The 24,178-nt window shown below is 64.1% G+C and carries 31 protein-coding genes; 7 read left to right on the forward strand and 24 right to left on the reverse strand.

What is annotated here, in order from left to right:
- The first annotated feature begins 8 nt into the window (after positions 1-8).
- The 6 genes from ACV1FX_RS18365 to ACV1FX_RS18390 are packed head-to-tail and all read left to right on the forward strand — an operon-like array spanning position 9 to position 1,816.
- Positions 9-296 (forward strand): hypothetical protein, encoded by a 288-nt coding sequence (locus ACV1FX_RS18365; RefSeq protein ID WP_473118949.1) that lies wholly within the window; start codon positions 9-11, stop codon positions 294-296.
- Positions 293-739: a hypothetical protein gene (locus ACV1FX_RS18370; protein WP_473118950.1), complete on the forward strand. Its 447-nt coding sequence runs from the start codon at positions 293-295 to the stop codon at positions 737-739. The genes ACV1FX_RS18365 and ACV1FX_RS18370 overlap by 4 nt, the downstream gene beginning before the upstream one ends.
- Positions 736-1,065 carry a hypothetical protein gene (locus ACV1FX_RS18375; protein WP_473118951.1) on the forward strand — a complete coding sequence of 110 codons (330 nt, stop codon included), beginning with the start codon at positions 736-738 and terminating at the stop codon, positions 1,063-1,065. The genes ACV1FX_RS18370 and ACV1FX_RS18375 overlap by 4 nt, the downstream gene beginning before the upstream one ends.
- Positions 1,062-1,247, forward strand: coding sequence for a hypothetical protein (locus tag ACV1FX_RS18380; protein WP_473118952.1), 186 nt, complete (start codon positions 1,062-1,064; stop codon positions 1,245-1,247). The genes ACV1FX_RS18375 and ACV1FX_RS18380 overlap by 4 nt, the downstream gene beginning before the upstream one ends.
- Positions 1,237-1,401 (forward strand): hypothetical protein, encoded by a 165-nt coding sequence (locus ACV1FX_RS18385; protein ID WP_473118953.1) that lies wholly within the window; start codon positions 1,237-1,239, stop codon positions 1,399-1,401. Before ACV1FX_RS18380 ends, ACV1FX_RS18385 begins: the two co-directional genes overlap by 11 nt.
- Positions 1,394-1,816, forward strand: coding sequence for a hypothetical protein (locus tag ACV1FX_RS18390; RefSeq protein WP_473118954.1), 423 nt, complete (start codon positions 1,394-1,396; stop codon positions 1,814-1,816). Before ACV1FX_RS18385 ends, ACV1FX_RS18390 begins: the two co-directional genes overlap by 8 nt.
- Before the next feature lie 71 nt (positions 1,817-1,887).
- On the opposite strand, the gene ACV1FX_RS18395 is transcribed toward ACV1FX_RS18390, so the two are convergent.
- The 21 genes from ACV1FX_RS18395 to ACV1FX_RS18495 all read right to left on the reverse strand — a co-directional run bounded on the left by ACV1FX_RS18395 (position 1,888) and on the right by ACV1FX_RS18495 (position 19,397).
- Positions 1,888-3,603: a collagen-like triple helix repeat-containing protein gene (locus ACV1FX_RS18395; RefSeq protein ID WP_473118955.1), complete on the reverse strand. Its 1,716-nt coding sequence runs from the start codon at positions 3,601-3,603 to the stop codon at positions 1,888-1,890.
- Positions 3,600-3,977 carry a hypothetical protein gene (locus tag ACV1FX_RS18400; RefSeq protein WP_473118956.1) on the reverse strand — a complete coding sequence of 126 codons (378 nt, stop codon included), beginning with the start codon at positions 3,975-3,977 and terminating at the stop codon, positions 3,600-3,602. The genes ACV1FX_RS18395 and ACV1FX_RS18400 overlap by 4 nt, the downstream gene beginning before the upstream one ends.
- A 4-nt stretch (positions 3,978-3,981) precedes the next feature.
- Complete coding sequence (locus tag ACV1FX_RS18405) at positions 3,982-4,566, reverse strand: DUF4376 domain-containing protein (RefSeq protein WP_473118957.1); 585 nt, start codon at positions 4,564-4,566, stop codon at positions 3,982-3,984.
- A complete protein-coding gene (locus tag ACV1FX_RS18410; RefSeq protein WP_473118958.1) occupies positions 4,563-5,915 on the reverse strand; it encodes a hypothetical protein in 1,353 nt (450 codons plus the stop codon). Before ACV1FX_RS18410 ends, ACV1FX_RS18405 begins: the two co-directional genes overlap by 4 nt.
- A gap of 68 nt (positions 5,916-5,983) precedes the next feature.
- The gene (locus ACV1FX_RS18415) at positions 5,984-6,745 is read right to left on the reverse strand and encodes a YmfQ family protein (RefSeq protein WP_473118959.1); all 762 of its coding nucleotides are present in this window, start codon (positions 6,743-6,745) and stop codon (positions 5,984-5,986) included.
- Positions 6,738-7,853, reverse strand: a complete 1,116-nt coding sequence (locus ACV1FX_RS18420) for a baseplate J/gp47 family protein (protein ID WP_473118960.1) — start codon at positions 7,851-7,853, stop codon at positions 6,738-6,740. Before ACV1FX_RS18420 ends, ACV1FX_RS18415 begins: the two co-directional genes overlap by 8 nt.
- A gap of 15 nt (positions 7,854-7,868) precedes the next feature.
- The gene (locus tag ACV1FX_RS18425; RefSeq protein ID WP_473118961.1) at positions 7,869-8,390 is read right to left on the reverse strand and encodes a phage GP46 family protein; all 522 of its coding nucleotides are present in this window, start codon (positions 8,388-8,390) and stop codon (positions 7,869-7,871) included.
- Between the two features lie 3 nt (positions 8,391-8,393).
- A complete protein-coding gene (locus ACV1FX_RS18430; protein ID WP_473118962.1) occupies positions 8,394-9,200 on the reverse strand; it encodes a phage baseplate assembly protein domain-containing protein in 807 nt (268 codons plus the stop codon).
- Between the two features lie 2 nt (positions 9,201-9,202).
- A complete protein-coding gene (locus ACV1FX_RS18435; protein ID WP_473118963.1) occupies positions 9,203-10,279 on the reverse strand; it encodes a phage baseplate assembly protein in 1,077 nt (358 codons plus the stop codon).
- 3 nt (positions 10,280-10,282) lie between these two features.
- Positions 10,283-10,951, reverse strand: coding sequence for a hypothetical protein (locus tag ACV1FX_RS18440; protein ID WP_473118964.1), 669 nt, complete (start codon positions 10,949-10,951; stop codon positions 10,283-10,285).
- On the reverse strand, positions 10,948-11,553 hold the full coding sequence (locus tag ACV1FX_RS18445) for a DNA circularization N-terminal domain-containing protein (RefSeq protein ID WP_473118965.1): 606 nt from the start codon (positions 11,551-11,553) through the stop codon (positions 10,948-10,950). The genes ACV1FX_RS18440 and ACV1FX_RS18445 overlap by 4 nt, the downstream gene beginning before the upstream one ends.
- Positions 11,550-14,036, reverse strand: a complete 2,487-nt coding sequence (locus ACV1FX_RS18450; RefSeq protein WP_473118966.1) for a hypothetical protein — start codon at positions 14,034-14,036, stop codon at positions 11,550-11,552. Before ACV1FX_RS18450 ends, ACV1FX_RS18445 begins: the two co-directional genes overlap by 4 nt.
- Positions 14,037-14,196: 160 nt before the next feature.
- A complete protein-coding gene (locus ACV1FX_RS18455; protein ID WP_473118967.1) occupies positions 14,197-14,649 on the reverse strand; it encodes a phage tail assembly protein in 453 nt (150 codons plus the stop codon).
- Entirely contained in the window at positions 14,646-15,014 is a 369-nt protein-coding gene (locus ACV1FX_RS18460) for a phage tail tube protein (protein ID WP_473118968.1), read from the reverse strand. The genes ACV1FX_RS18455 and ACV1FX_RS18460 overlap by 4 nt, the downstream gene beginning before the upstream one ends.
- An 81-nt stretch (positions 15,015-15,095) precedes the next feature.
- Complete coding sequence (locus ACV1FX_RS18465; protein ID WP_473118969.1) at positions 15,096-16,661, reverse strand: phage tail sheath C-terminal domain-containing protein; 1,566 nt, start codon at positions 16,659-16,661, stop codon at positions 15,096-15,098.
- 35 nt (positions 16,662-16,696) lie between these two features.
- On the reverse strand, positions 16,697-16,957 hold the full coding sequence (locus ACV1FX_RS18470; RefSeq protein WP_473118970.1) for a hypothetical protein: 261 nt from the start codon (positions 16,955-16,957) through the stop codon (positions 16,697-16,699).
- A gap of 25 nt (positions 16,958-16,982) precedes the next feature.
- Positions 16,983-17,669, reverse strand: coding sequence for a hypothetical protein (locus ACV1FX_RS18475; RefSeq protein WP_473118971.1), 687 nt, complete (start codon positions 17,667-17,669; stop codon positions 16,983-16,985).
- Positions 17,669-18,025: a head-tail joining protein gene (locus ACV1FX_RS18480; protein WP_473118972.1), complete on the reverse strand. Its 357-nt coding sequence runs from the start codon at positions 18,023-18,025 to the stop codon at positions 17,669-17,671. The genes ACV1FX_RS18475 and ACV1FX_RS18480 overlap by 1 nt, the downstream gene beginning before the upstream one ends.
- On the reverse strand, positions 18,016-18,408 hold the full coding sequence (locus tag ACV1FX_RS18485; protein ID WP_473118973.1) for a hypothetical protein: 393 nt from the start codon (positions 18,406-18,408) through the stop codon (positions 18,016-18,018). The genes ACV1FX_RS18480 and ACV1FX_RS18485 overlap by 10 nt, the downstream gene beginning before the upstream one ends.
- Positions 18,401-19,054, reverse strand: coding sequence for a head-tail connector protein (locus ACV1FX_RS18490; RefSeq protein WP_473118974.1), 654 nt, complete (start codon positions 19,052-19,054; stop codon positions 18,401-18,403). The genes ACV1FX_RS18485 and ACV1FX_RS18490 overlap by 8 nt, the downstream gene beginning before the upstream one ends.
- Positions 19,047-19,397 carry a hypothetical protein gene (locus ACV1FX_RS18495; protein ID WP_473118975.1) on the reverse strand — a complete coding sequence of 117 codons (351 nt, stop codon included), beginning with the start codon at positions 19,395-19,397 and terminating at the stop codon, positions 19,047-19,049. The genes ACV1FX_RS18490 and ACV1FX_RS18495 overlap by 8 nt, the downstream gene beginning before the upstream one ends.
- 93 nt (positions 19,398-19,490) lie before the next feature.
- Between ACV1FX_RS18495 and ACV1FX_RS18500 the strand changes: the two genes are divergently transcribed.
- Positions 19,491-20,102 (forward strand): hypothetical protein, encoded by a 612-nt coding sequence (locus ACV1FX_RS18500; protein WP_473118976.1) that lies wholly within the window; start codon positions 19,491-19,493, stop codon positions 20,100-20,102.
- A gap of 97 nt (positions 20,103-20,199) precedes the next feature.
- Here ACV1FX_RS18500 and ACV1FX_RS18505 read toward each other — a convergent pair whose 3' ends face one another.
- The 3 genes from ACV1FX_RS18505 to ACV1FX_RS18515 form a co-directional block, all read right to left on the reverse strand.
- On the reverse strand, positions 20,200-21,600 hold the full coding sequence (locus ACV1FX_RS18505; RefSeq protein WP_473118977.1) for a phage portal protein: 1,401 nt from the start codon (positions 21,598-21,600) through the stop codon (positions 20,200-20,202).
- Between the two features lie 14 nt (positions 21,601-21,614).
- Positions 21,615-21,911 (reverse strand): hypothetical protein, encoded by a 297-nt coding sequence (locus ACV1FX_RS18510; RefSeq protein WP_473118978.1) that lies wholly within the window; start codon positions 21,909-21,911, stop codon positions 21,615-21,617.
- A 61-nt stretch (positions 21,912-21,972) separates the two neighbouring features.
- Positions 21,973-24,099 (reverse strand): phage major capsid protein, encoded by a 2,127-nt coding sequence (locus tag ACV1FX_RS18515; RefSeq protein ID WP_473118979.1) that lies wholly within the window; start codon positions 24,097-24,099, stop codon positions 21,973-21,975.
- Positions 24,100-24,178 lie beyond the last annotated feature (79 nt).

Consider the following 24,178-nt stretch of genomic DNA (forward strand, 5'->3'; position numbering starts at 1 on the left):
AGAGTTCGATGTCTGACGATCCTGAAGTGCATTCCCCGCCGAACGAGTTGAGGCGGATCGACGCCGTGTGGGCGTTCGTCTCCAGCGACGAGACCGGCGAAGGCATCTGCGCCGCGCCGCTGATGGGGCCAGGCACGTTGATCCCGCTGATCGCGGCCGACGAGGAACGGCTGAAGCTGTGCCTCCCCTGGGCGCGCAAGATCGCGACCATGAGCGGCAAGACCATCAAACTGATCAAGCTGTCGCACCGTGACGACATCATGGAGATCGGGCCTGGTGGGGAGACGATGCAATGAGCGGCGTGCTTGTCATCGGAGACGCCGAGCGGGCCGCCATCGCTGACGCCATCCGGTCGGCGCTGACCAAGCCGATGCCCTGGGAAAAGATGCGGCAGCTTATTGTCGACGACAGACCCAATCCGACCAACACGCTGAAGCTCGAGGAGCGGCCGGACTCCGACCGCATCGAAGCGTTCCGGAGGGAATATCCGACCTATCCGGTGCAGCTCGGGTCCTACGTCGCCGCGATCTCGTTCGAGGAGCAGCCGCAAGGCCTGTTCCGGCATATCTCGATCTCATCGCGCACTCCGGGCAAGGCCCCGAACGAGCACGCTGCAAAGATGATCCTGGAGGCGTTCGGCTTCTCCGGATATCCCCCCAGCCGCCCTTATCGGGTGTGGGTCGAGCATTACGAGCCCGGTCGCGTCGCCATCAACTTCGTCGAGCTGGAGCCGTCATGACCGAGCACACCAAGGACAAGCTCGCTGCCGTATTGCGCGAGGTCGGGCTACACGAGATGGCCGAGCGCGCAGCGACCGGCTACTATCACGACTTCCTGTCGCCGATCGCGCTTCCGGAGATGGAGCTGGAGAAGGACCTTCGCGTGGCAACGCAGGTCGCACTGTCATTCAACGACCAGAAGCGAGCCCAGGCCATCGAGGCCGTGCGGAAGCGGCACCTCAATGGCGACTTCGACGCCAGCCCGGAAGAGTCCGATGCGTGGGCCCAGAGTGAAGACGGACAGGATGCGTTTCGGCGGCTGATCGAACCGAGGTCGAAGAAATGACCAGCAAGGACGAGATGATCGAGCAAGCCGCGCGCATCATCGATGTGAACGCCTTCACCCGCTTCCAGGATCAGGAGGGCATGATCAAGCGGCAGAAGATCGCAAGGCGCAAGGCCACCGATATCCTTGCCATGCTGTGCAGCATCGCAGCGGTGAAGCGGGAGGAGCCGGATGAGCAGTGACCAGAAGCCCGAGGATCGGATGTTGGCCTTGCTCGACGCCGCGCTGGCGGCCTATCGCCACGGCAGGGCCGACGATACGCTCCTGCTGCTGCAGGAGACGCTGAAAACGGCGCAGGACCTGGACCGGCAGCAGCGGGAGCGCCGCGATGCCTGATGACGACGACAATATCCTGCGCTTCCCCAAATTCGTCCGCATCGAGGGCGAGGAGCTGCGTGCCCCTTTTGAGCCGTTTCGCTGCTATGTCCTGGTCAACCGGGTAGCGGCAAAGGTGCCGCTCAATGACTGGGCCAACGCATCCGCCGCGCGGCACTCGACGTTCAAGCTGACCGGGCTCGATCCCTGGCGCGTCGCCGAGACCTTCGTCGGCAACGGCCACATCAGCACTGTCTTTCTTGGGATCGACCATCGGCATCTTGGCAATGGGCCGCCCTTGCTATTCGAGACGATGATCTTCGGCGGAAGCCTCGATGAATTCCAGAACCGCTGCTCAACCTGGGACGAGGCCGAGGCGATGCATGCCGAAGCGGTCGAGCAGGTCCGCCGTGGGCACCTGCGGGTCGTAAAATGAAAAAAGGCCCCGCCGAAGCGGGGCCCAATTCGGGAGTATCGGTCGCCGCCATCACGGCCGTTATTCCGCCATCACGCTCTCGCCTTCCAATTGCCGCCGGTGTGAATGTCGTCGCCGGTCGTGTCGGTGTTGTTGTAGGCGATCAAGAACTGATCGACGCTCGGGCTTGAGCTAACCACGTTGGTGGCGCGCAAAGCGGTGACGTTCGACAGCGTGATCGTTGGCGCTGCACGCTTCTGTACATGGAATTGGATTTGGAAAACATACTGACGGTTGGCAACGGGGCTGGACGTGGTTGACGTGTTGAAAATGCCGCTCTCGAAGTAGCGCTGACAGACAGCCAATTCCCTCACGGGGTCTGGCGCAACGAACGGCGGAGCGATCGCACCGAGCGTTAGGCTGACTTCGAACAGCTCAAAAAGCGTGTTCGTCGGGTTGTTCATCCAGTTGTACTGGTTGGTGGTGGCGAGCACGTTGGCTGCGAGCCAAGTGTTCTTGTTCGCCGGGCTGGTCTGGTAGGTCGAGCCGATCGCAAGCACCCACCAGATATACAGCGAGATGGTGTTGTCTGATTTCCACGTCCCGGCCTGATCAAGTGTGAGCGTGATGCTCACGCGCACATCGGTGTTCGCCTGTGCTGGCGAGATCGTGTATTCGGCGATGTACGCCCGCGTGCCAGTGTCGTTGCGGAAGCAGACGCAATAAGTGCCAGCCGGTGCGCGCACGCCGAATGCCAGCGTGACCTGCTTCGCGAGCCCGGTGCCCATCCAGAGGTCGACAAGGCGAAGGCCCTCGATGCCTTGAACGACGTAGACGAAGTCGGTGGCGGCAAGAGATGCGAGGGTGACTTGATTGCCGACGCGGATGCGCGGTGTGTTGCTCGGCGTGGCGTTGATCGTCGATTGCGAACTGCCCACGATAGTGGCGGCGAGGTTCGAACCGACCGAAAACTGATCGACCACAAAGTGCGACGAAGCGCCATCGTTGGCCGCCGTCGTGCCCCACTCCTGACTGATCTGCATCCCGCCGTTGACGAGGTAATTCTTCAGCGACAGTCCGAGATTGGCGAGTGCCTGCGATTGCTGCGCGGTGGTGATCGCCTGCGACGTGTCGAAGCGCACGAATGCGCCGCCCGCATCGACCCACGCGCCGTTCCGCCGCGTGTAATAGACGCCGTCGCTGATGCTCGGCGTCTCCGGCACCGCACCCGGCGGGCCTTTGATGTTGCCGACCGGCGATCCCCACGAGCTTCCCGAATAGTTGTAGACGTCGCCGGTCGCAGTGTTGAGATAGTTGTCGCCCGCCAGCGCGCCTGCAATCGTGCCCGGAGGGCCAGCGCCTTCATACCATTGCGAGCCGCGCGTGCCGGTGTTGCCTTGCGGTCCCTGGACGCCCTGCGGGCCTTGGACGCCTTGCGGACCTTGCACGCCCTGCTGCCCTTGCGGGCCGATCAGCGAGGTGCCCGCAGGCCAGCCGCCAGTCTGCTTCGGTCCGAAGATGAAATGCGTGGTCGTGTTGATGTAGAAGTCGCCGACCGTGCCGTCGCTGAACTGCGGATCGGACGTGCCATAGAGAACCGTGTTGCCGTCCTCTCCCGGCTCGCCCTGCGGGCCTATCGGCCCCGGCACCGTCGAGGGCGGTCCCACCGGACCTTGCGGACCAGCCGGCCCCTGTTCGGGCACATCGATGGTCTCAATCTGGAAGTCCAGCGCAACCTGCACGTCTTCGTTCGGCTCGGCTGCGACGATCACGTCGTAGTCGGCCGAGACGATGACGTCGTAGCTCATGTGTTGGTGCCTCGGCTCGGGCCAGCGTTGTTCGTCAGCGTGCCAGACCAGATGCGCAGATGCAGGCCGCTCCCGGTGATCCGGATCAGCGAGTGCTCGTAATCGCCGAGCGGCAGCTCAAGCAGCTGCGCCTGGGTGATCGTGAGCGTGAACTTGCCATTCGGGGCGTCGGTGATCTGCAGTCCGCCGTTCTCGGTCGTAAGCAGCAACTCCTCGGTGGCGTCCTCGGCGCGATGCCGAATGCCCATCCGCATGGTGTTGCCGGTTAGGTCAACCGGCGGCCCCGGCGTCACCCCATCGGACAGCAAGGTCTGGTAGACGAAGCCACGGATGAAGTCGGCATCGTTCTCGCAGATGATGTTGCAGATCGCCATGATCTCACTTCTTCGGTGGCGGCTTCTTCTTCGGTGCTGCCGCAAACGGCTTCGGGAACGCATCGTCGATCTGACTGCGAGAGACGTTCTTGCCGCTCTTGAGCCGCCCGATCACGTCGACATAGGCCGAGAAGCACGCGTCGATGTGGCGCTGCAGGTCGCCGACTTGCTCGACGAGCTGGTTGTTGGTGAGCGGATAGAAGTTGCCGTCCGCTCCGACCCATGTGGTCGTGAAACTGTTGTCGGAGCTGGCCGCCAGGCCAGCGCCGATGATCATCGTCTTGCCCCGGTCGTCGGTCTTCAGCGGGGTACCCGCGGTTGACGTAACGCCACCGGTCTCGGCGGCCCAGCGCCGATATGCGGCATAGTATTCGTCATTGACGAAGATGGTTTCGTAAGGATCGAGCACCGCCTGCAACTCGGCGTCCGTCTGCGCGCCAGCGCTATCGCGCGGCCATGGCGTCGGAAGCTGTTGCTGCTTGAATGCGGTGTAGTCGGGATCGTCGGCGGGGACGATCTGCTGCCGCGCGCTCGCGAACACCCTCCCGTCGTCAGCGAGCCAGTACCAATCATGGGGGTCGTAGATCATATGTATTGGCCTCCCGATGACTGAGTGCCCGCGACGTTGCCGGGGAGATAGTTCGCGCCCGCGCCCCCCGTGTTGATGACGCCGTTGGTCCGGACGTCGTACTTCTTGCCGGTGCAGACTGAGCCGTTGGCGAAGCCGCCCGTGAACGCCAACGCTGCGACGCCGACGTCGGAGGCCTGTAGAAACTCGGCCGCGAAGTTCATCGGCGTATTGGTGAGCACGAACTGCGGCGGGGTGGAGATATTCACGATGTCCAGCCGTCCGGCGCCGAAGATGCTCAACCAGCACGCGGGCGCGTAGGTGTTGCCAAGCGGCGGCCCGCTGATCTTGAAGACGTCGGATGCCACGCCGTTCAGGCGACAAATGCCGCCATTGTAAACCGTCAGGTGCGTGCCATTGGTCGGCCCCCAGTCGATGTTGTCCATGACCAACTGAGTGGAAGCTGGCACGGCGATGCCGCCGCCATAGGTGCCGAGATTGCCGACGCAGCGGAAGCCGCTGAGATTGTTGTTTTGTCCCTGCGCGATGAAGCAAGCCTGGGCCACGGCGTTACTGCCGCAAGAGACGAGGCAGTTCTGCGGGTTGGCCTTGTTGCCCTGCCACAGGATGGTGCCCTGTCCCGCAGCGGCGGGCAGCACGCATTGCGAATAGTTACTGGCGTCCGCGACATGAACCGTGACGGTGTAGCCGTTCAGGTTGAACTTCGCGATCGCGTTCGACGCGCGCTGCAGCGTCTTGAACGGTCCTTTGGGTGCGGTGCCGACGGTAGGCTGCGAGCCGTCAAAAGTGTCGTTGCCGATGTTGCCGTCGACATAGTAATCGACCGGCGCGGCCAGATAGATCGGGCCACCTGAAGCGCCAGCCGAAATACCCGTCAGCACCCAATTCGTGCCGTCGAACACGAACGTCGCGATCTGCCCCGCGATGACGTCGTACTGCTGAAGATTCGTGCCATCCGGGCGCACGACGTGCGCTGGCGCAAGCGTATTGCAGGCCAGCGTCGAGTCGCCCGCGTTGGTGTGGGCGATCTTGAGGCGGACCACCATGCCAGCGAAATAGGCGTCCGGCGCTGGCGCGAGTTGCGCAACGTAGGCATTCGCGGTGCCGAAATCGGTCGAGTAGTTGAGGCGAGACGACTGGATCGCCTTGGCGAGCTGTTGAAGATCGGAGTTGGAAGCTGCCGCGATGTTGACGTCGCGGATCAGGTTGACGATCTCGCGCTGCGGATACTCGATCGAGGCGGCTGGGGGGATCGAGCCTTGCGTGCCGGTCGCAGGATTGCCGTTGATGTAAGGCGTGTCGCCCCACGTGTTCTCCGGAGCCATCCCATAAGGCTGATTGTACTGCATGCGCGCGTCCTCTCGCGGCGTCCCGCTGCGGCAGGACTCCGGGTCTCAGGTCGAAGTTGTCGGGATTGCTACGGCGTCCCTTCCATCGGATCGCCAGGGTTCAGGTTGGTGTAGTCGTAGACGATCTCGGTGTGCGCTGGCTTCCAGCGCGCAAGGATGCATTCAAGGTCTTGCGCGCGACCGATGCGCAGGTGCGGATCGACGCCGCACTGCCCGCTGGCGCACCTGAACCAATGCAGGTCGGCCTGGTGGACGTGGACGGTCCAATAGTAGCGGTTCTCGGGCGGGCCGAGGCCGTAGTTCGGCCACTCGCTTAGCTCGCCATTCTGGACAGGCGTGCCGTCCGGATTGAGGATCGGGCGGCCCCACTGATCTTGCATGAAGGTGCCGTCGCCGTAGACGCGACCATCGCCGCAGCAGTCGATGCCGACCATGAACGGCCGATACTCGGTGATGGTGATCGTGTAGCCGAGGAAGGCGGCGAAGCTGATGTAGAACTCGCGCGATTGCGAGCCGTACAGCGTCATGCGGGCGACGAGCGCCTTCTGCCGTTCGGCTATGGTCTGCGGCGCGGTGTAGCAGGGATCGGGCAGACCCCAGTTGCGCTCCCAGTCCGGCAGCAGCTCCACGGTCGTGCGCGGGTCGCTCTCGATCTCCAAGAGATCTGCAGCGCGACCGTCGACGTAGCCCCAATAGTTGTTCAGCCCATCGCAGGCCTGCCACAGCACGCTGTCGATCGAATGCTTCGGCCAGGCCTGGCCCTGCGGCAGCAATTCGAGGAAGGCGTCCCGATAGTCGCCGCCCGCCCTGCGGATGTGCCGGTCACTCATAAAGGATGGTCCCGAGCACCGCCATGCTGCCGATATCGGGCATGACGAAGTCGTCGTTGGTGACGAGATCGAACGAGATCACGCTCGGGGCCTGCATGATCGCAGCGCTGATCCATGCCGAGAAGATCGTCTGGCCAGGCGCGGCCATCCGGAACAGCATGCCCTTGAGCTGCGCCTCGATCTCGGCCTTGCACTCGTCGGTGTTGGGATTGAGATCGGCGATGGTGATGTCGAGGAAATACTTGATCGGCGCGGCGACGAAGCAGTCTTTCACGGTGACGGGCCGCATCTTGTCGATATAGGCCCCGACTGCTGCAACGTCCTGCGGCAGCGGGAAGCCGTCATTGTCGGCGCGCAGATCGTCCATCATGAAGCGGACGGTCATCGTGCCGATGCCTTGCTCGACATTGGCCCAGGCCCGCGTAACGCCAGGAACGGCGAGCGCCCAGGAGACGTAGTCGGCTTGCGCGCCGCCCATCGGCGGATTGCGGATGCGCTGCAGGATGCGAGCGCGCAGCTCGTCGTCGGTCTCGGTGTCGGTGCCGCCCGTCAAATTGTAGGCGAAGGCCGTGCTGACGACGCCCGGAATGGATGGCGTGAGCGAGAGCGCCGAGCCGTCCGGCAGATTGCCAAACGAACCGGCATCGACCGCGCGAATGTTGCCGGTCACTGGCGCGGTCGCCGACGTGGTGATGTCCTCCAGCGTCTCGAACGTCACCACCGTGTTCGGCGAGACGAAGTTGACCGGCAGGCCGACCGCGCTCTGCAGCTGCGTCCCCATCGGGATCACGGTGCCATCGACCAGACCCTGGAATTGCGCTGTGCCGGTCGAGAGAGTAGCCATCTTGCGGCCGGTCGAGCCGTCCGCGTTGACCAGCCAGATTTGCCCGTGCCGGTCCAGCCATTCCGTCTCGGCGGTGTCGGGCAAGAGCTGCAGCGACAGCCAGTCGACATATTGCAGCGTCAGGTGACAGAGCGCGCCCTGGTTATCCGAGAGGACTCGCAGCACGCTGTTCGGGACATTGGCATCCGCGCCAGGCAGAGAAGCGTTGACCGCATCGCGCACGAGTTCGCGCACCGCGCGCAATGTCGGCGTTGACCATGGCATGTCGCTGTTTCGCTGTTAGGAGCTTTGCATTGCGTCCCAGAGGACGGCGTAACGAAGCTCGATTTCCGGGAGAGGCCCGCGATAGATGCGCAGCAAGGCGTCGATCCGCTGGGTATCGACGCGCGAGACCCACACGTCGAAGCCCGAGCAAATCTTTCGATCGACGAACGGCTGGATCGCGGCGGCGATGTAGTTTTCGACCATCACCATTGTCGAACCCTGCCGCGCAACGGCAGGTGTGATCTTGGAGCGGCGCAGCAGCCACAGCTTGGAGCCGATGTCCCAGCCGCCCCAGATCGCCTGGGCGTCCATGTCGCCCCACCAGCCCATGCGATCATTGGAGTCGGGATCGGGCATGATGTCGTTCGGGCCGGCGAGCGCGTTGGTGCCGAGCGCGACGATGATCGCGGTGGCGAGCGCCTGGGTGTCGTCGAGCGTGCCATCGGGCAGCAACGACCAATCGACCGTGACGGAATACTGCGGAAAGACGTTGTTCTGGACCAGCCGAATGTCGGGGACGTTATATCCCGCTGGCATCGGTCACCCGATCTTGCCGAGCGAGTTGACGCACGGGCCCGACAGCGTCACCAGATAATCGAACGACGCCTTGCCAGCTTCCGCACCGACATAAACCTGCTTGTCCGTGTGGCAATGCAGGTACGTGTTGCCATCAGCGAGCGCCAGGTGGCACTGGTTGCCGCCCATCCGGGTCTTGTCCTTGGTGACCTCGACGAACAGCGGCGATTTCTGGCCATCCTTGTAGAGCGCCTGCTGACCGCGCTTCTGCTGTTGCTGCTGGCCGCCGCTCGACGAGCCGTTGCCGCCCGACGCATCGCGCACCGAAGCGCCTGCCGGGCTGCTAGCGGAGCCGCCGCCTTGGCTGCCCTGGTCCATCGTCGAGTTGCTCTCGCTGTCCTGCTGGACCAGGTGCATCCGCACCGTCTTGTCCTGCGGCGCGGTCCAGAAGCCGCCATCCTGGGTCAGGTGGAATTGCTGCTTGTCGCCGCGCCCGCGAAACATCGCGGCATCGCCTTTCTCCAGCTTGAACAGCCGGTGGCGGCGATCGTCCATGATCGCGACGGGAAACGAGCGGCTGCCGCCCATGAAGCTGGTGAAGTGCTCGGCGGCCGACTTGATCTTGCCCATCGCGTCCTTTTCGGCGTCGAACACCACGGACGTGAAGCCATAGTTCTGCGGAGCCTCGCAGCCCTTGCGCGACTCGTTGTGCATGAAGTTTCCGGCCATCTCTTGTAGAAACTTGCTGTCATCGACCTGATCGACGACGCCGCGTGCGCCGCCAGCGGAATAGCTGCGCAGCGAGCTGTTGAGCGGTGTGGCGCGGTGCATTCTCAATTCCCCACGTTGTAGGTCGGGTGCGCGTTCAGGTATTCAGGATTGACGCACGTCAGCACGGTGATGCTGCCCCGCTTGTCGTCCTGCGTGAAAATCACCTGCTGGATGGCCAGCTCCTCGTTGAGCATCGCCATCGGCGAATAGACGTGGACGTGATCGCCCTCCTGCCAGAGCGCGATGCCCTCCCGAAGCCAGCCCTGCACGGTGATGGTCGCCTGGATTTGCTGGCCGTCGTGGATGCGCTGCTCGAAATCGGCGCGCAGTTTCATTTCGCCCTGCGACTTAACCGACTCCTCAATCGGCGTGATCAGCTTGCTGTACAGGACGTTCTGGAGGTTCGTGTTCTGGATCGCCTGCTGTTCGCTGGCGTCCGTCATGTTGTGATCGTCGCTGGCCTGGGAGCTGCCGCGAACGTCATATGTCTCGAACACCATCGTCGAGTCGATGATGCACTGGCAGGACAGGATGTTCTTTCCCTCGACCAATCCGGCGACGATGTTGCCTGTGTGCTCGCCGATCAGCAGGAAATTGCCGTAAGCATCGCATGCCAGCCGCGCGCAGCGGTCCCGCGCGATGCGCTCGCAGAAATCCCACACCGGCTCGCCCATGTTGTTCTGCAGCTTGTCGAACGGGGTCATATCGACCTGGCCGACGACTTTGACCCCCGCGCCGTATGGTGCCCACACCTCTTGCGCGATCTGAACGATGTTCTTGTTGTCGAAGCTGCCGGTCGATGTATCGACGCTCGATTTGGCCCCCAGCGCCGTGTAGCTCTTGCCGATGAGCATCACGCCGTGGCTGAAGGCGTCATAGGCAACCTGGCGGATTTCGATAAAGCCGGTGATGGCGAGAAAGCCCGCGAGATAGACGCTGCAGAGATCGCCAGGCTTGAACTGCAGCTTTTGCCAATCCGGAAACGGGCCGCCCTGCTTGAAGATCGGGTCGCGCTCGGCGGCGCTGAACTGGAAATAGGCGTAAGAGTCGCCCCAGTTGCGCCGGACCATGACCGAGTCCCAATCCTCGAACTTCCGGCCGTTGACGACGAGGACCGCGACTTCTTGCGGCTTGGGCATCGATCACGCCGACAATGCTTCGCCGAGCATCGGGCAGAAGGCGGGATGCACGATCTTGTTCTCGGCGCGCAGCTCGTCGGCCCGCGAGGCGTCGCTGTAAAGCTTGTATGCCATCACCAGGCTCGGCAGCGGCTTGAAGAACTGATAGTTCAGCATGCGCGGCAGCGGCAGCGCGGTCTGCACCAGGTGATTGGTGATCGCCCCGTGCAGCGTTATCAGCGCCTGGAACGTCATCTGATCCATGTCGTCGGCGGCGATCTCCTCGGCATCCTGGAACGGCTGGAACAGCGCCGCCTTGATCGCGTCGACCTGCTGGCGGCTGATGAACGTCATGCCCGCGAGGATGTAGGCCTCGGTCGCCAGGCAAAGCCGGATGCCAGCGTTCTGGATCAGCACCGCACCGAGCGAAACCGGGCTCTCCTGTTCGACCTGGGTGCGGACCGTTTCGAGCTGCTGCCAGGTGATGCCCGCCTGGCGCGCCTGGTCGAAGCAGTCGTCGAGCGGCGGGCCCATCGCGTCCTCGATCAGTAGCTTGTACGCATTCGCCCGCGTGTCGCCGATCGCCGTGCGCGCGTTGAGGCCCGCGCGGCCCTTGGCCGGGACGAACGACAGCAAGAGCGCCAGCATCCGGTCAACGAGCGGAGCCGCTTCGTTCGCATCAGCGCGCTTCATGCTTCAATCGGTCCTGTTCCGTTGGACGGGGACGGCGGTGCAAGCGTCCGCAGCACCTGGTCGCGCACGGCCTGCGAGGCGTTCGCGAGCGTCGCCTGGGTGTCCTCTTGTCCGGGATCGAACAACGGGTCGATGCCGTACTCGACGAAGGTGATGTCGAAGGTGCAGAAGCCGCCGAGGCGCTCTTCCTCGCTCATCCGATATTTCGTCACCACCACGGTTTGCGGCGGTTGCGTGGGCAACTGCAGCAGACCGGGACCCTCAGTTTCGAGGGCATTCATCAACCGGTCGCGCACCTCGCGATAGTCGCGGGTGAACAGCAGATCATCCCGCTGTTTTGGATAGCCGATGCAATACGCACGGACGCTGAACTCGCGCGCCTGGCGGCCCATGTCCTCGGCGTAGGGATATTCCTTCTTCGGAAATTGATGCTCGACGATGCGCCGCCCGCTTTCGCGGGTGTTCGCTTCGCAATGGAAATAAGCGCCGTTGAATGATGCAGGTTGAAGATCGTCGCGCCAGCTCGGCTGATTGCGGCCCGGTCCTTTCCCGGCATCGAAGATGGTGCCGGTGCCTTTGGCAACGTCGAAGAGCGTGCTCATATCGACAGCGTCTCCGGGCCCTTACGTGCGGGCTCCATCTGGGTTTGCCGATTGATCTCGACGTCCTTGAAGATGCCGCCGCCCTGCGCATCGACCTTGGTGCCCTTCGGCGCGTTCACATCGACGCTGATCTTGCCTGAGCCTTCGACCTTGTTGGCGGCGGCCATCCGCCTGTCGAGCTGCTCGCGCGCAAACCGCGCGCTGTCGGCGACCGAGAAGTCGACGCCTTTGCGGCGGCCTTCCCAGTAATTGTAAACTTCGTGCGAGCCGGGGATCGGCACGCGCCCAGGCAGCCTCGCGCCGGGATCGGACGCCATGCCCTGATTGGTGCGGCCTTGAATGTAGTCGCTGCCGCCGACGACCTCGGTCAGCGTCTTGTCGTATTTCGCGCGCTCGTTCTCGCTGAGAGGGCCACCGGTCTGGCCCCGATTGATCGGGCCGTAAAAGCCGCTCCTCAACTCATCGCCGATCTTGTAGCCCGGCACCTTCTGCCGGATCATCTGCGTGCGATTGAACAGCGCCTCGACCGTTGGAGCGCCGCCGCCCTCCGAGCGCATCATCCGATACAGCAGCTGCTTCGTGGCGGGGTCCTTGTTGACCTCTCCCATCATTGCTGCGCGCTGGTCAGCCTGTGCTGGCGTTTCGCCCGCGCCCGCACCCGAGCCCGGCCCTGCGGTCTGGCCATTCGGCGGCAGCGCGATGCCGTTGCGCGCCAATGCCTCGCGCGCTGCCTCCGGACTGCGGATACCGAAGTGGCCCGTGTCGGGATGCCGCCATTGCGCGCCCGACACCAGCCCCCATTTGGCGGCGAGCGCATTCTCGGTCTCGACCGGCAATGTTTTGCCGCCGCGCCCGCGCACGCCGTAGCCGATCTGATTGATGTCGATTGCCGCCCCGATCGGATGGCCGCTGCGATTGTGCGGGCGAACCCCCAGCGTCCCGCTCTCCGGACCGATCACGCCACCGGCTGCTTCATAGTCCTTGATGAAGCCCTTGAAGTTTTCCGCATAGCGGCGATCGACCTGGAAATGCCGCCCGCTCTGGGTGGTGATGGTTTCCATGCCACCGTGCTGGATCGGCGTGCCTGCGGGTACGGTGATGCCCGCCGAGCCGCCAGCGCTCACGCCAGCGGGAGGCGGACCTGCCGGCGTTGAGCCAGCGCCTGCACCCGTGCCGGGGCCGACGCTTGAGCCATAAGGAACAGCGCCACCGCCGCCGAAGCCGCGACCGCCGCCGAACGGTCCGTAACCGCCGCCGCCGCCGCTGCCGCCGTAGCTGAAACCTTGAGAGCCGCCCGTGGTGAAGTTTGCGTTCTGCAGCAGCGGACTGCGCCCGACGCCGCCGCCCGTGTAGCTCATCGGCGAATATTGATAGCCGCTCTTGAGGGCGTCGATCAGCTGATCGTTCGACTCCTTCAGCTTCTTCTGCGCCTCGGTGTTTTCCTCGGTGGTCTTCTTCTGCTCCTCGGCCTGCGGCGTGCCGAGCTGGAGCGGCCCCCGGAATTTGCCGAACGTGTCCTGGATCGACTTTTTGGCTTCGTCAGGCTTCACCAGGTCGTAGTTCTTCCGCAGCCACTCGTGGATTTCCTTGCTGACCTCCAACAGCACCCGCGCGCCCTTGATCGCGGGGTCAAACAGCGGAGCCTTCAGGTCCTCAATGATGTCGGACCATTCCGATGTGATATCGCCGGTTAGGTTGGCGAACTCGCGCGCCTTGGCGATGCGCTCGTCCTGGAGGCGGCGCTCTTCCGCCGACAGGTTGTTGAGGCGATCCTTGGCGGCAATCGTCTTGTCCCAAAAGTGCGAGGCGAATTCGTTCGCGCGATTAGTCGCTTCCTGCAGCGTGTAGCCGTTGGCCAGCGCGTTCTTCAGCACGTTGTTGCGCGCCTCCGCGACCGCGTTGTATCGCTCCTCCTCGGTCCTCGCACGAACCACCTTGTCGAGGAATTCGCGCATGCTCGCCTGCGCCTGCGCCGAAGGTCCCGCGAAATGCAGCATCTCGCGACGCAGCGCGCTGCCCTGGCGGTTGAGGTTCGCAACAGCCTCGGCCATCGTGCCCAGGTTGGCTTTGGTCTGCTCCGCGCTGACACCGACAGCCTCGAACTGGCTGATGATGTTTTTCATCGACGCTGGATCGACACCGATGGCCTTAGCTGCCTGGCTGATGCCACGCAGCTCTTCGGCCCACTTCTTCAGCTCGCCGATCTGCTTGGTCATCTCGACGCCGAACAGCGCCAGGCCGCCGACGCCAGCAACCAAGCCGCCCCGGAACGAGCCCAGCGCCTTGAAGGCGTCCCCGAACCCGCCAGACATTTCCTTGAAGGCCTTGTTCAGCTCCTCGGTCCCACGCCGCATCTTCTCGTGGGCTTCCTTGACCTGCGGCCCGCCCATCTCCTTCGTCTTTTCGACGATCTTGTCGAGGCCAGCCGACGCGTTGTCGACCAGCGAGACGATAAGCTTCAGCTCCTCCTGCTCGGTGGCCATCAGTCGTCGTCTTTCGGGGGCTGCTGCCTGCGGTCCAGCGTCGCGGTACGCTCAAGGTGAACGCGCACCTCGCTGAACGGCATCGACAAGAACGTGTCTGGGCTGACGTGGTACCAGCGAGCCAGGCGGTAGCAGTCGAGGATGATCTCGTCCTCGTCGCCTACCAGGCCCGTGGATCGGGCAGAAAAAAATTTCGGAGCTTCATCGCAACCGTGTTCCAGTCGCGAGGATGCATTTCCTCAATGAACGGCGCGAGGATGTCGGACAGCGCGGCGATCATGTAAGTCATCTTGCGCTCGTCCCAGACCACATCGCCGTCCTGGTTGATGCGGACCGGATTGCCGTAGCGGTTGATGTCGCCCGCGCGAGGCTCGCGCAGCTTCAGCTCGTGGACCAGCTGACCGGCGTTGTTGCGGATCGGCTTGTTCAGCAGCTTAACCGTGAGCGGCCACTCGTCCTGCCACATCGGCGGCAGCTCGGCAGGCGACGGCTCGACCTCGGGCGGCGGCATCGAGCGCGACTTGGCTTCCGCCTGGGGCAGCGGCTCGGCGTCGATGATCTTCGGCGCGGGCTTCTCGTCGATGAAGCCTTCTCGTTTCGGCTGAACGTTCATGCGAGGCTAACCTCCTGGCAGGTCACGCCCTCCCAGCGCACACGCACCTGGCCGTCGCGCGTGTTGTTCTCGAAGCCGCCTTTGCAGGTGCCGCCCGTGAGGATGTACTGCATGTTGTTGGCGAGCTGGGCGACGACGGTCACGTCCGTCTCCTGAAGCAGGTCTTCCAGATAGAAGCCTGGCAGCGTCGAGAGATCGCCCTCGATGTAGGGCACGCGCGGCAGCTCCTGATAGCCGTGCACACCGTCCTGGCCAGCGATCATCGTCCGCTCGACCGGCGATGGGCTGACGGTGAAGTTGCCGCGCAGCGCCAATTGCGTCCCATCGACAGTGAGGAACGCAATGCCTGCAATCCTCTGTGCCATTGCTCAGTCTCCTTTGGGTCTGCCAGCACCGACTGCCGCGCCGATTGGCGCGGTTGTGCAGGCCGGTGATGTGAGGGTGGGTTAGGAAGCGCCCGACGCCGCGTTGAACGGCGGCTGCGGCTGGCCGATGATCTGCGTGTCGATGCCCCGGTCGTATTGCAGCCGGAACTGCGCGAGCACGGCGAAGATGCGCAGCTGGTTGATCAGATCGGGCGGGTACAGCACGTTGACCCGGTTCGGGTCGTTCGGGTCGCGCTCGACTTGAAGGTTGCGCTTGAAGTTGACCAGGTCCTCGACCAAACCGTCGTACATATCCTGCTGGTACTGGTTGATCAGCTCGGCCTTGATGATGCCGGGGGTGACGATGGCCTGGCCGGGGCCGAATTTGGTGCCATCGTTGGCGAGCTTGTGCCTCGGGAATTTCGAGGTGATCGCCTGCTTCTGGTTGCGGAGCAGCTTCGCCAGCGTCGCCAGCGTGGTCATCAGCTCATAGGCATCGTCGGGCTGGCCGTAGAGGTTGAGCTGGTAGGTCGTCTGCTCGCGGGCGATCATCGGCTGCCCATCCGAACCGATCTTCTGGATGGCGATGCCGTTCGAGGCCAGCGAGTTCAACTCGATGAAGTCGAAGCGCTGGTGGATCGGGGCCGCCTTGATCTGGTTCAGCGACAGCGCCTGGAGCGGTCGCGCCGGGTCGTTGATGAAGGCGCGCTGCGTCTTGGCCGTATAGGCCGCCGCCCATTCGAAGGACGGCGACGGCGATGCGACCTCGAAGCCCATGATGGACTCGACGCCGCTGTTCATCGTGTCGCCAAAGGTGAGCAGCCCGCTATAGGTGCCACGCTTGGCCGAGATGACATGACCGAACAGCTCGCGCTGCCAACCCCAGCGGCCCTGGTCGGTGAAGCCGTATTCCTGGTCCCACTCGAACAGCGAATTGCTGTCGGTGTAGGGCATCGCGACATATTCGAAGGGCTCGTCGCCCAGGTTGGTGATCGCGGCGGTGAAAACCGGCGTGCCGCTGCCACCGGTCAGGAAGCCGGTCGCGGGCAAGGTGATGCCGAGGCCGACCGGCGTCTGCTGGCCACCCGTGCTGCCGTAATAGTTCAGCGACACGTTGATCTCGTTGGCGTTGACGCTCTTGAAGGTCGAGGTCAGCGTCACCGTGCCAGTTGCCGCGGTCGCTGTGACCGGCAGCGCCGTGTCCGCGTTGACCGCGTCCGCAATCGCTTGGGCGATCGTCGTCGGCGTGTCGGTGGTCAGCACGTTGACCGGGACATAATCGCCCGCGACGTAGAGATGGATCGTGCCTGCTGCGGTCGGCGGGGTGTCGATGACGATATCGCCCGTCGCTGCCGATGCGCCGGTCGGCTCAGCCAGCGGCAGGCCCCAGACCTCGTTGGCGAAGTTGTTCGCGAAGAAGGCCTTGAACATCCGCGCCAGCTCGCTGCCTTCGCCAAACTGCGCGTCGGCTTGCGCCTGGCTGCCGATGGGGACTGCGATGTCGGTCTCGGCGGTGCCGCCAACAGCGACCCCGGCCAGCAGAGCGCGCAGATTGATGGTCGGCAGCCCTGCCATGCTGGGATCGACCTCGACCCAGTAGAGCGGCACTTTGATGTTGGCAGGAATGTTGGCAAAGCTGATCGGCATGACTGGCTCTCCTCAAAATGAAAGCGCCGCCCTGGTTAGGCGGCGCTGCTGTCTTCGTGCTTGCGATGGGATCGAGCTTTGTCCCGGTGTCCTTCGTCCTCTCGCGTGATGTCGCCATCCGCGATCCGACGCTTCGTGAACCGATCATCCGGCCATTCGGCGCTGCCGCTTGCCGGGAAGCCGCCAGCGTGCGGATGCTTCAGCAGCCTTCGCATGGTGTCGTTCGCGGGTGCGACGCGGACGGTTTTCTGCGCCGCCCTGTTGGCCTCCCGCATCTTTTCCATCCGCTGGTTCATGCGCAGCCCGCGCAGCGATGCCTTGCTAACGGCCATTGCCCTTGCTCCTTTGCTTGAAGTCCCGCTTCGCCGCAAAGCTCGACGGGTCGAACTGATAGGTGGCGTGCAACTGCTGGCGCTGGTCCATCTCGTCCTGCGTGTCGCCAGGTTTGATGCCGGTCTTGAGATCGATGGTGAGCAGGTCGTCGGGAATGACCGGCGACCAATAAGTGCGGTGACGGCAGGTGACGTCGTATTGCACCTCGCCGACCGGCGTTTCGTTGTTGAACGCTGCGTTGCCCCAGACGTAGCGGCGCACGCCGCGCTCGATGCTTTCAATCCTGGTGTTGTCGGGGTTCTGCGTGCCGGTGCTGGGGTCGGACGTGTCCAGCAGGTTCATGATGTACTCGTCCGGCCACAGCCGGTTCATGATCCGCCAGTAAGCAGCGTCGAGTTGCGCCTCAAGCGCATCCTGGTCGTTGTTCGCTGCCAGGACCGAGAAGCCGATGCGCAGCGCGTGAATGAAGCGCACCTCGCCCGCATTGCCGTCGCCGTCGGGCAGCATCGTCTCGTCGATGACGTAGACGCCCAGATAAGGCAGATACTCTGGCCGAGCGACCAGCATCCTGTTCTTGCGGCAAGTGTAGCCCGCAAAGAAGGGATCGGCCGACACTGCATCGAAGAACACGTTCCGGATGACGTGCGAATAGCTCTGCGTGTCGGTAACGCCCATCACATGACCGTTTCGTACTTGCGGATGGTCAGCATGGTTTGCCCGCCGCCATCGCTGACCGCATCGACGATCTGGTACTCGCCCTTCGGCACGTTGTTGCAGTCGACCGGGATGATGACGTGATCGTTCTGCATCGGCAGAACCGCGAACTCGCTCTCGCGAATGTCGAGGATGGTGCGCTGGTCGGAATAGAGCGAACCGTCGAGCGCGGTCACATCGGTCGAATAGGTGTTGAGGATGCCGCGCCCCGGATAGCTGCCTGCGGAGGGCTGCGACTTCAGCGGCACGAACGTGCAATCAACCGCCCAGAAATCGAAGATCGGCGATTGCAGCAGCACGTCCAGGTTTATGGCCATTTCATCGCCTCGGCGAGAAGCTTGGTCATCCGGTCAACCAGCTTGGTGAACAGCTCGGTGCGCAGGATCGGTCGCGTCGATCGTGGCGGCCGACCCGCACCGCGCAGACGAAATCGCTTCGGCGCAGCGAGCGCGGGCCGCTTCGTCCTTGCGAAACCGCTTCCGGGCTGCTCGTTGCGCGAGCGCGGCCAGATGTCGGTTTCGACCGTCGTCTCGTCCTGGCCGCCGCTTACATCGATGTTGGGATATCTGCGGCGCATGTCGGTGCGCTGCCACTCGACCAGTTCCTCGGGCATCTGCTTGTGCAGATCGTCGAGCTGCCTGCCGAAGGCGTCGAACTTCTTCAGGAGTTCGCTCGCGCCTTCGACCTTGATCTCAAACATAGTAGCGCATGTACGCCGAGAGCAGCGGTTCAACCATTCCGGCAGCCATGCCGAGCGGCCCAGGGCCGCCTATCTTGGACAGCGCCTGGTTCACGTCGAAGAACTGCACGCGGGACTCGCGATGCGAGATCGAGCGCACGCCCGCCGTCATCGAGCGCGATTGCCACACCCGCGCGCTCTGAACCAGCAATGCCAGTGCCTGCTTGAGGGCTGGCGGGGCTTCGTCGGGCAATTCGTAGCCGCCCGTGTACGTGATGCGGATCGGCTCGCTCCAGGACGTGTTGAAAAACTGCAGCTTGCCGCTGGCGTTCTCCAATTCGTAGGTGCCGCTAAGGTCCGAGCCATCGGGCCCGGTGACGGACTCGATATCGGCGTCGGCAACCGGATAGTGCGTGAGAAACACGCGCCCGTTGTCGGTATCGAACGGCTTGGTGTCGCCGCGCCAGGTTTCCTCGACGGTTTCCTTGGCGAAGACGCGGCGGCAGGTCGTTGCGATGATGTCGGAATAGGTCGTGATCCACATCTGCAACAGCTCGTCTTCGCTGGTGTCGGTCGATGAGATGCCCATCAGCGCCTTGACCTCGTCGAGCGACGCCAGGTCGTAACTGTCGGCTGGCACGAGCACCTTGATGCTGATGTCAGCCATCGCTTTCCTCGTGATACTGCTCGAACAGCGCCCGGACGTTGATCGGCGCGGCCTGGCTGCCATCCGACATGATCGGCGTGATGGTGTAGGCCGCGCGGTTGACTTCCCACCGGACGATGGCCGCAGCGTTCGCTCCGGGCAGTCCGCGCGGCCCAGGCTCGCCGCGCTCGCCCTTCGGCCCCGGCTTGCCCGCGCGCCCCGCCGACGCGATCAGCTGCCAGCCGTCGCCTGGGCACGGCCCTGGATCATCGCAGCGCGCGACGAACGCGGAGCCGTTGAGCGCCACGATGTTCAGGAACTTGTAAGTCTCGCCGTCGCGATAAGTGCCGCAGATCATCGGCATGCTGGCATTTCTTCCAGCAGCCGCGATGCAGGACCAATCAGGATGCGGCGGGGGGCGCGCCGTGTCGCACCTGGCCTGGTAGGTCGAGCCCTGGTGCGTAACGATATCGCCCTCATAATGGACGGAGCCTTCGGCAAACGCGCTGGCCGCCTTCAGCTGCCCCGGCGCGCCGTCCTTACCGTCTTGCCCTGGCTCGCCCTTTTCACCGCGCTCGCCTTGCTCGCCCCGAGGACCGGGCTGGCCTTGCGGCCCTTCATCGCCCTGCTGGCCTTTCTCACCGGGATCGCCTTTTTCGCCTTGCGCGCCGTCTTTGCCTTGCTCGCCGCGCTCGCCTTTCTCTCCAGGCTCGCCGCGCGGCCCTGTTTCGCCAGGCTCGCCGCGCTCGCCGGGCGCACCGTCGAGCCCGCGCTCGCCTTGCAGCCCGCGCTCGCCGGGATCGCCTTTCTCGCCTGGATGGCCTTTCTCGCCGCGCTGGCCGAGGCCGCCCTCCGGTCCACGCTCGCCCTGCAGACCACGCTCGCCTGGTTCGCCTTTCTCGCCGGGAAGACCAGGCTGGCCGGGAGGACCAGGAGGGCCTGGCTCGCCGGGTGCGCCATCCACGCCGTTCCGCAGCTCGGCCAGGCGCGCGTTGATCAGCTCGGCGAACTCGCCGCGCAGCGTCGCAAGCTGGGCTTTCAGCTCGGTAACGTGCGCCTTGAATTCTGAAACTGTCGCGGCGGCTTGGGCCTCGATCAAAGCGCGCTCGCGCTGCCACTCCCGCTGCTGGGTCTCCAGCACCTGGGCGAGCGCCTCGCGCCAGGCGTCAAGGAGCAAGCCGCCGCCGTCCGATGTGCTCGGTGAGTCTAAATAGGTTTCTGACTTCCCGTTGAATGTCATCGCGATTGCCTTTTTCGGGCGGGAGCGGTGCCGGTGGTGCCGATGGCGGCGCAGGCGATGCCGGGATTTTGCCCGCTGCGCTCAACGGGACGACTTGCTGCTGCACGCGTGGCTCGTCGCCGAACGCGACGGCATCGAGGCCCTCTTGCTGACGGGCCTCGTTGGGCGCGAAGATGCCGCCTTGGACGCCGCGCGCCAGCGCTTCGATGCGGTCCTTCATTGCCGACCGCAGCAATGCCGCCGTATCGAACTCGACATATTCGTCGGGCTGGCCTTTCAGCCCGAACAGCACGCCGAAGGCTTCCTCGATGTGGTTGAGGCAAAAGCCCAGGCCCGACGCGATCCAGCTTTGCATCAGCAGCTCGGTCGAGCCGTAGGCCGCGCCTCCGAGGCCGAGAATTTGCAGCGGAATGCGGAAGGCGAGCGCGATGTGCTCGTTCGACAGCTTGAGCATATCGGCGGTCGCCGCATCCCTGCCGCCGACCGACCAGGGCTGCACCTTCAGTCCCGCCGTCAGGATCGGCGTGCCGCCCTGGTGCAAACCCTTCGCCTGGTCATTCCAGCGGTCGCGCAGCGCTTGCACCTGATCTTTGTCGAGCACCAGGTCGGTGGACAGCACCGCAGAGGGCCGCGCCTCGTTCATGTAAAAGGATTGCTGCTGCCTCGCGATGGCGTTGCCGACGCCGATGTCGCCATAGGCGGCAACAATGGGGCTCTCGCCGATCAGCGGCACCGGGTAACGGTGCTTCAACGTGTGCAGTCGGATATGCAGCACGTCGCGCATCGGCACCAGGATCGTGGACTCGCCGAGCCGCGCCGAAATCACGTCGTTGCCGTGCAGCTGGTAGAAGATTTCGCCGCCGACCGCGATCCGCGGAAACGACTGCTCGGGCCGCATCAGGTGCAGCTCGTCGACCTCGTAGCGGTCGTTCCGGAGCGCCAGCGCGTAGCAATTGCCGTCGAGATACAGCGACCGCGTCGCGTTCAGCAGGAAATCGCTGATCGACTGATAGTCGTTCGGATGACGCAGCAAACGGGCGAGCGCCGAGTTCTTGACCCGGTCCCGCCCGCCCTTGTTGTTGAGCCGCCAGTGATCGCCAGGGCACATGGCGACGGTTTGCGCATAGGCAGAGACGCAGGCCTCCACCATGGCCGACTGAGCTGACAGCCCGATAGGGTCGTAGCCCTTCTGCCACCAGTTCAGATATTCGCCCACGGCAGCGGGAAGCCAGCCGCCCGTGATCGGCAGATGATACGGACCGGGACGGTACTCGCCTTCGGCCGACCTCGAAATCAGCCGATTGAGACGGGTAAGCCAGCTCGCCATCGGCCTGTCATCGTCTATTCAGCGCGCTGCGCGCGGGTCGAATAGGTCTGCGGCCTGGCGTGCGGCTTCTCGGCGTCGAGCGCCTTGTCCTCGACCGGCTTGTTGTGCGGATCGGGCGCGCTGCCGTCGTCCTCGTGCTGGAGGATATGGCCACCGCTCAGCGCGATGTCGTTCTCCTCCTGCGTCGGCGTCGGCTTGCCCTTCGTCCGCGCCGCATACTCAGCCCGCGACTTCTCGGCGGCCTTCTTGTCCTCGGCGACCGCCTTCTTGGCAGCCTCGGTCGCCGGATCGTCAGCCAGTTTGGTCGTCATCGGATATTCTCCTCGGTTGGGGATGACGGTGCGCTGCACGCCGCAGCGCACCGGTCGCTTGTCACCAGGTGACGTTCTGCGTCCAGGCAACGGTGCCCGCGCGGCGCTGGACCCAGTTGAGCGGCATGATCATCCGCAACGCGAGCGAGTCGGTCTGGAACAGCGAGCGCTGCGGCGCAGCCGCTGCTCCCGCGCCATCGACCAGCTCCGCGGGAGCAGTGTCCTCCATGTGCAGCGTGGCCTGATCGCTCATCTCCATGCGCGGAGCCTCGCCGCCGACCACGACGAAGTCGGCTGCGTCGACCAGGATCAGCGTCTTGGGCGCAACAGTCGCGGAGTCGATGATCGGGATGTTGTTGAGCATCCCGCTGGCGATCTCCGCGCGGAACGGGAAGATCCCAGTGTTAGCCGCCGTCAGCATCGAGGCACGCAGCATGTCGGTCTGGTTAGCAAGCCAGACCAGGTTGCGCGTGTTGCCGAAGGTCTGCACCGAGATGCTGTTGATCAGCGCGGTGATGTCACCCACCAGCGCCGCGATGCCGCCGCCGGCGGTCGCGCCGGTGGCCGCAACGCCATTGAGCAGCCCAGGAGGCCGGATCGTGGTCGCCGGGTTGGCATCGATCAGCACGCTGTCGATGGCCACGCTGGTGTCATCCTGGATGGCCTGCCGGATCAGCCCCTCGATCGCGGGGACGGAATGGTCGCCCATTTCCCGCGTCCAGGTGCTGATGACCGCCATCTTCTTCGGCGTGAGCGTCTGCGAGGTGAACGCTCCCTGCCGAACGGGGATGGGCATACCTTCGCCGACGAACGAGCCCGCGAGGCTCGGCGTGCGCGAGCGCGTCGGGATGACGATGCGCCCCGAGGTGCCGAAGCTCAGCGTGAGCCCTTTCGGCGCAAGCCGGGTCAGGATCGCCTTCGGCATCAGGAGCGGCATCAGATCGGCATAGGTCGTCTGTGCCAGTTCCTGGGCCCAGCCGGTGACCGTGGTCATGGCGGGAGCCGACGCTGCGCGCGTGACGATCTCGCAGAACGCCTTGGTGCCGTCGTCGTCGCCGTAAATCCGCTGCCGCGTCTCATCGATGGACTTGCCGGACGCCCTGGCGATGTAGGTCACCGTGGCCGCGCGGACGACGTAGTCCAGCAGATCAAGGTCCTTCTTGCGATTGACGATGATCGCGGGCGCCGCGACGCGCTCGCGGTCCGCGCCGACAATCACGGTCGTGCTCAGCGCGCGGCTGCGGCTCGTGCCGTTGCCGTCCGCCGAGGACTTCGCCAGCAGCTTCTCGGAGTCGACCAGCGCAGCCCGCGTCTTTTCGAGCTGGGCGATGTCGGCATTGAGGTTGCTGGTGGTTTCGAGATCGGCGTCGCTGACGTTGCTGTCGTCCATCTTGCCGAGATGGGTTTCGAGGAGGTCCCGCTTGGCGACGATCTGCGCCTCCAAGTCGGTAATACGTTGAGCCAGGCCAGACATGGCGCTGCCCTTTCGATTACGAGATGTCTTGGCTTGCTCGCCAGTGATCCCGCGACGCCTGGTCCTCGCGTCCATGCTGCCGTGCTTGGCGAACAGGAGGTCCATCGTCTGCGGGGAGATGTTCAGCGACTTGGCGACAGCCAAGGCGTTTGGATTGGCTGGCACTGAGACGAGCGAAGTCTCGACCAGCTCGCTGCGAACGAAGGTGCAGCCCCAGTCACTGCCCTCGCGCTGCTTGGTTTCGAGCGGCTTGAAGCCCACGCTGACGGCGCGCAGGATGCCTGCGTCGATCAGCTTCCTGATTTCATCGATGCGCTCGGAGGTGCCGAACGGGGCCATTTCAAGCTGGCCCCGCAGCTGCTTGTTCTCGACGCGCAGGTTGCTCCACTTCCCAATCGGGAAGTCGCTCTTGTGATTGAACAGCGCAATCGGGTTGCGCTTGAAGTTCTTCAGGTCCCAGCCATCGCTGAGAACGACGTCGTCCATGCGGTCCGGCGTCTCGTCCGAGAGCACGAACTCGAGGCCGGTGAGCTGGCCCGCATGCGTCTTGTGCTTGATGCCGGTCGCGGCGCGGCCTTCGTCGTCGTCGCCATCGTTGTCCCAGATCAGCTGGCAGGCGTCCTCGTCGCCGAGTTCGTCCATGCAGCGGTCCATGAAATCGTCATAAGACTCGCCGTCATCAGGCTGGAGGTCATCATCCTGCTTGACGCGCATAACCAATCCCTCCGTGCCATCGCGAGCGATGTCGGTTGACCCTTCGGTTGCTTTTTCCTGGGAGGCGCGTCGGCTGCCG

The sequence above is a fragment of the Bradyrhizobium ingae genome, from assembly GCF_055791185.1.

What these genes read in the sequence shown, in the direction of transcription:
- ACV1FX_RS18465 (WP_473118969.1), bottom strand. Translation starts at nt 16,661, where the DNA reads ATGCCGATCAGCTTTGCCAACATTCCTGCCAACATCAAAGTGCCGCTC.
- ACV1FX_RS18445 (WP_473118965.1), bottom strand. Translation starts at nt 11,553, where the DNA reads ATGAGCACGCTCTTCGACGTTGCCAAAGGCACCGGCACCATCTTCGAT.
- ACV1FX_RS18475 (WP_473118971.1), bottom strand. Translation starts at nt 17,669, where the DNA reads ATGGGCGTTACCGACACGCAGAGCTATTCGCACGTCATCCGGAACGTG.
- ACV1FX_RS18495 (WP_473118975.1), bottom strand. Translation starts at nt 19,397, where the DNA reads ATGCCGATGATCTGCGGCACTTATCGCGACGGCGAGACTTACAAGTTC.
- ACV1FX_RS18415 (WP_473118959.1), bottom strand. Translation starts at nt 6,745, where the DNA reads ATGAGTGACCGGCACATCCGCAGGGCGGGCGGCGACTATCGGGACGCC.
- ACV1FX_RS18480 (WP_473118972.1), bottom strand. Translation starts at nt 18,025, where the DNA reads ATGGCCATAAACCTGGACGTGCTGCTGCAATCGCCGATCTTCGATTTC.
- ACV1FX_RS18435 (WP_473118963.1), bottom strand. Translation starts at nt 10,279, where the DNA reads ATGCCCAAGCCGCAAGAAGTCGCGGTCCTCGTCGTCAACGGCCGGAAG.
- ACV1FX_RS18505 (WP_473118977.1), bottom strand. Translation starts at nt 21,600, where the DNA reads ATGGCGAGCTGGCTTACCCGTCTCAATCGGCTGATTTCGAGGTCGGCC.
- ACV1FX_RS18390 (WP_473118954.1), top strand. Translation starts at nt 1,394, where the DNA reads ATGCCTGATGACGACGACAATATCCTGCGCTTCCCCAAATTCGTCCGC.
- ACV1FX_RS18405 (WP_473118957.1), bottom strand. Translation starts at nt 4,566, where the DNA reads ATGATCTACGACCCCCATGATTGGTACTGGCTCGCTGACGACGGGAGG.
- ACV1FX_RS18410 (WP_473118958.1), bottom strand. Translation starts at nt 5,915, where the DNA reads ATGCAGTACAATCAGCCTTATGGGATGGCTCCGGAGAACACGTGGGGC.
- ACV1FX_RS18510 (WP_473118978.1), bottom strand. Translation starts at nt 21,911, where the DNA reads ATGACGACCAAACTGGCTGACGATCCGGCGACCGAGGCTGCCAAGAAG.
- ACV1FX_RS18370 (WP_473118950.1), top strand. Translation starts at nt 293, where the DNA reads ATGAGCGGCGTGCTTGTCATCGGAGACGCCGAGCGGGCCGCCATCGCT.
- ACV1FX_RS18380 (WP_473118952.1), top strand. Translation starts at nt 1,062, where the DNA reads ATGACCAGCAAGGACGAGATGATCGAGCAAGCCGCGCGCATCATCGAT.
- ACV1FX_RS18460 (WP_473118968.1), bottom strand. Translation starts at nt 15,014, where the DNA reads ATGGCACAGAGGATTGCAGGCATTGCGTTCCTCACTGTCGATGGGACG.
- ACV1FX_RS18515 (WP_473118979.1), bottom strand. Translation starts at nt 24,099, where the DNA reads ATGCGCGTCAAGCAGGATGATGACCTCCAGCCTGATGACGGCGAGTCT.
- ACV1FX_RS18455 (WP_473118967.1), bottom strand. Translation starts at nt 14,649, where the DNA reads ATGAACGTTCAGCCGAAACGAGAAGGCTTCATCGACGAGAAGCCCGCG.
- ACV1FX_RS18400 (WP_473118956.1), bottom strand. Translation starts at nt 3,977, where the DNA reads ATGGCGATCTGCAACATCATCTGCGAGAACGATGCCGACTTCATCCGT.
- ACV1FX_RS18395 (WP_473118955.1), bottom strand. Translation starts at nt 3,603, where the DNA reads ATGAGCTACGACGTCATCGTCTCGGCCGACTACGACGTGATCGTCGCA.
- ACV1FX_RS18430 (WP_473118962.1), bottom strand. Translation starts at nt 9,200, where the DNA reads ATGCACCGCGCCACACCGCTCAACAGCTCGCTGCGCAGCTATTCCGCT.
- ACV1FX_RS18440 (WP_473118964.1), bottom strand. Translation starts at nt 10,951, where the DNA reads ATGAAGCGCGCTGATGCGAACGAAGCGGCTCCGCTCGTTGACCGGATG.
- ACV1FX_RS18470 (WP_473118970.1), bottom strand. Translation starts at nt 16,957, where the DNA reads ATGAACCAGCGGATGGAAAAGATGCGGGAGGCCAACAGGGCGGCGCAG.
- ACV1FX_RS18425 (WP_473118961.1), bottom strand. Translation starts at nt 8,390, where the DNA reads ATGCCAGCGGGATATAACGTCCCCGACATTCGGCTGGTCCAGAACAAC.
- ACV1FX_RS18365 (WP_473118949.1), top strand. Translation starts at nt 9, where the DNA reads ATGTCTGACGATCCTGAAGTGCATTCCCCGCCGAACGAGTTGAGGCGG.
- ACV1FX_RS18385 (WP_473118953.1), top strand. Translation starts at nt 1,237, where the DNA reads ATGAGCAGTGACCAGAAGCCCGAGGATCGGATGTTGGCCTTGCTCGAC.
- ACV1FX_RS18375 (WP_473118951.1), top strand. Translation starts at nt 736, where the DNA reads ATGACCGAGCACACCAAGGACAAGCTCGCTGCCGTATTGCGCGAGGTC.
- ACV1FX_RS18485 (WP_473118973.1), bottom strand. Translation starts at nt 18,408, where the DNA reads ATGTTTGAGATCAAGGTCGAAGGCGCGAGCGAACTCCTGAAGAAGTTC.
- ACV1FX_RS18450 (WP_473118966.1), bottom strand. Translation starts at nt 14,036, where the DNA reads ATGGCCACCGAGCAGGAGGAGCTGAAGCTTATCGTCTCGCTGGTCGAC.
- ACV1FX_RS18490 (WP_473118974.1), bottom strand. Translation starts at nt 19,054, where the DNA reads ATGGCTGACATCAGCATCAAGGTGCTCGTGCCAGCCGACAGTTACGAC.
- ACV1FX_RS18420 (WP_473118960.1), bottom strand. Translation starts at nt 7,853, where the DNA reads ATGCCATGGTCAACGCCGACATTGCGCGCGGTGCGCGAACTCGTGCGC.